This window comes from Bartonella sp. AP88HLJMH (assembly GCF_042195605.1).
Taxonomy (GTDB): Bacteria; Pseudomonadota; Alphaproteobacteria; order Rhizobiales; family Rhizobiaceae; genus Bartonella.
On sequence record NZ_JBHIOR010000054.1, the window covers coordinates 1 to 2,707 of the forward strand.

Below are 2,707 nucleotides of genomic sequence, written 5' to 3' on the forward strand. Positions count from 1 at the left end.
TTATGTGAAACACCCATCTTCTTCGCAAACGCACGAACCGATAGACCCTTACGATTCTTCTTATTCATAGTTGCTCCATTTTTAATGGTATATACGAATTATTGTACACTTTAATTATTGACAAGGTTTTATTTTTCGTGTACATAAAATATATGAAGATAGTGTGGGATGAACCAAAAAGAGCTTTAAACATTGATAAACATAAGCTTGATTTTGCTGATATTATTTACTTTGACTGGGAACATGCTTTTATTGATGCAACACATTCAAACCGCATGAAGGCTATTGGACATTTTGCTGATGGCACAACAGTTATTGTTTTTGCAAAGCTTGGCAATGAAGCGATATCCATTATCAGTTTTCGTCAAGCGAATAAAAAAGAAAGAGAGGTTTTCAATGACTATCAAAAAAACCTTTGAAACAGAATGTGGCTACACAAAAGAAGATTGGGACGCTGTGGATTCCCCACCACTAACAGATGAAGAACTTGCACGCTTAAAGCCAGCTAAAGACGTTTTACCAGCCTCCTTTTTTAAGTATGTAACAGAAGAACGCCGTAAACGTGGGCGTCCACCCGTTGAATCTCCTAAACAAGCGGTTACTCTCCGTCTCGACCCAAATGTTATTGCCTCTTTTAAAAAACAAGGAAAAGACTGGCGAACACGTATGGGTGAAGTCTTAAAAAAAGCAAGTGGTTGTTAAGCCAAACGATCTCGCCACTCTAAAAAATGTGCTTTACAGTTGAAATTAAACTTCAATTGTATTACATTGAAGTACAATTACAAGAGGAGAGCTCATTATGGCTGCCAGTCGCATGGTTCAAGCGCGTGTACCAGAAGAAATTCAAAATATCGCTAGTCAAGTTATTCAAGCTTCAGGTTTATCAGTAAGTGATGTTGTGAGAGTGTTGATGACGCGTATTGCACAAGATAAAGCTATTCCGTCCTTCTTGTTTCAACCTAATGCAGAAACTATAGCGGCTTTTGCAGAACTAGAGGAAGGTAACTTAAAAAAGTTTCATTCCGTAGACAAATTATTTGATGATCTCTATGCGGACGATTGAACGTACCACTATCTTCAAATGTGATTTCAAGCGTGAAATGAAAGGACGGTATCGGCATCTTTTAGATACTGATTTGCGCCAAATCATTGCAGCATTAGCAAATGATCAACCCTTAGAACCTCGATATCATGATCATGCATTGACTGGGAATTGGAGCAATTATCGAGATTGCCATATTCGACCTTACCTAGTGTTGATTTATCGCTTGATTGGTCAAGATCGATTGATTTTAGCGCGTCTGGGCTCCCATTCAAAACTTGATCTTTAAACCACCTCCCCATTTTGAGAACGGGGAGGGGAGATGTGTTTTAAATCTAAGCAGCTTTTACGACAGATCTTGCTAAAACGCGCTTAGCTTCTTTTGTAACTGATTTGTAATGATCAAGCTCTTTTTCGATTTCATCTATTTTCAAAAGATAACCAAAGATGATACCCATGATTTTAGGATAATTTGTCAAAACATATTGGCGAAGATAGTTAAAATCATCAAAGCGTGTATCATTATCATAATCAACAGCTTGGTTTCTCAGTTTCTTTTCACATTCAATAAAGTAACGGCGTGCTTGACGTCCTTTCTCATTGCGTTCAACCATGGAAAGTTCTTTCGCCATGTCTAAGGTGAGGTGATATTCTTTGCTGATAACATTTTAACGTTTCCCAATTTTGGGAAGCGTTAAAATATAGTCTTTTCCCTCTTCAAATTCATACTGATTAATACGGTTCGTAATCCAAATAGCAAAACGTTTACCTATTGCCAAAAATGTATGTAATTCAGGTGCATTCACTGTCTGAACGATATCACCATCAATCGTAGTTTGATGTAAGTCAATTAAATATTGTGCCATGATTTGGCTCCTATGTGCTTAAAGGTTTTCTATTGACACTCTAAAAGATGCCGGGTGCTAGAAAACACGGCACATAGCCCGTCGTTATGCTTTCCCCACAAGGGTATTGTATAGCATAACTACACCCGACAAAGTTATTATATGCGCCTAACATACAATGAGTCAAAGTCTTTAATGTGCGGAAGACTGATTATTTCGGCAACCAATCCGCTATGTGTTTAAGGTGTTTTCTAGGCACCTGATTCGAAAATACCTATTACTATAGAATTGTCCAGCAACAAAAATTACTTTTTGCTAAGAAAACGTTTCACATACTGTACAGTGTACATATTGAAATTGTTATTTATCAATGAGTTAAGTGTACAATGTACAGTCAATTTGAAAATTCTGTCGCTAGCGATAGTTCGCGCTCGCCTGCCCCGCAACGAAGCCAATCCGCTGGGAAATACCTTTTGAATTGATTTTATTGATTTTTTTATGAAAAAACAAAGCATAAATGATGATCTTTTTTTAAATTACAATAAGAATATGTAATGCTTAAACTCATAAGGATATGGAATATATAGATAAAGCTTGAGAACATGATCTAGCCTTTCTTGTTGGCAGAATATTCTTGACGTTTAAGTTGTCTCTGTATGTTTTTGGTTAATCTTTCATTGGCATATTGTGCAATAGCACTTGCAATCTCTGGCTTGGACATCACTTTAGCAATTGAAGGTCCTTCTTGTTTTGCAATGGGGAATTGATCTCCATCCGCTCTTTGAAATACATTACCATTCAGCTTTTTTAATTCAACACG

The 2,707-nt window shown here is 36.9% G+C and carries 4 protein-coding genes and 2 pseudogenes; 4 read left to right on the plus strand and 2 right to left on the minus strand.

The window, feature by feature from the left end; genetic code table 11:
* Window positions 1–152 precede the first annotated feature (152 nt).
* The 4 genes from ACFIMA_RS09335 to ACFIMA_RS09350 all read left to right on the plus strand — a co-directional run bounded on the left by ACFIMA_RS09335 (window position 153) and on the right by ACFIMA_RS09350 (window position 1,331).
* Window positions 153–419 (plus strand): BrnT family toxin, encoded by a 267-nt coding sequence (locus ACFIMA_RS09335; RefSeq protein ID WP_375693415.1) that lies wholly within the window; start codon window positions 153–155, stop codon window positions 417–419.
* Entirely contained in the window at window positions 397–702 is a 306-nt protein-coding gene (locus tag ACFIMA_RS09340) for a BrnA antitoxin family protein (RefSeq protein ID WP_375693413.1), read from the plus strand. Before ACFIMA_RS09335 ends, ACFIMA_RS09340 begins: the two co-directional genes overlap by 23 nt.
* A gap of 97 nt (window positions 703–799) precedes the next feature.
* Complete coding sequence (locus ACFIMA_RS09345) at window positions 800–1,063, plus strand: type II toxin-antitoxin system RelB/DinJ family antitoxin (RefSeq protein WP_375693414.1); 264 nt, start codon at window positions 800–802, stop codon at window positions 1,061–1,063.
* The gene (locus tag ACFIMA_RS09350) at window positions 1,050–1,331 is read left to right on the plus strand and encodes a type II toxin-antitoxin system YafQ family toxin (RefSeq protein ID WP_375612165.1); all 282 of its coding nucleotides are present in this window, start codon (window positions 1,050–1,052) and stop codon (window positions 1,329–1,331) included. The genes ACFIMA_RS09345 and ACFIMA_RS09350 overlap by 14 nt, the downstream gene beginning before the upstream one ends.
* Before the next feature lie 46 nt (window positions 1,332–1,377).
* Here ACFIMA_RS09350 and ACFIMA_RS09355 read toward each other — a convergent pair.
* A pseudogene (locus tag ACFIMA_RS09355) lies at window positions 1,378–1,908 on the minus strand (antA/AntB antirepressor family protein).
* Between the two features lie 586 nt (window positions 1,909–2,494).
* Window positions 2,495–2,707, minus strand: a pseudogene (locus tag ACFIMA_RS09360) (hypothetical protein); the annotation flags it as partial.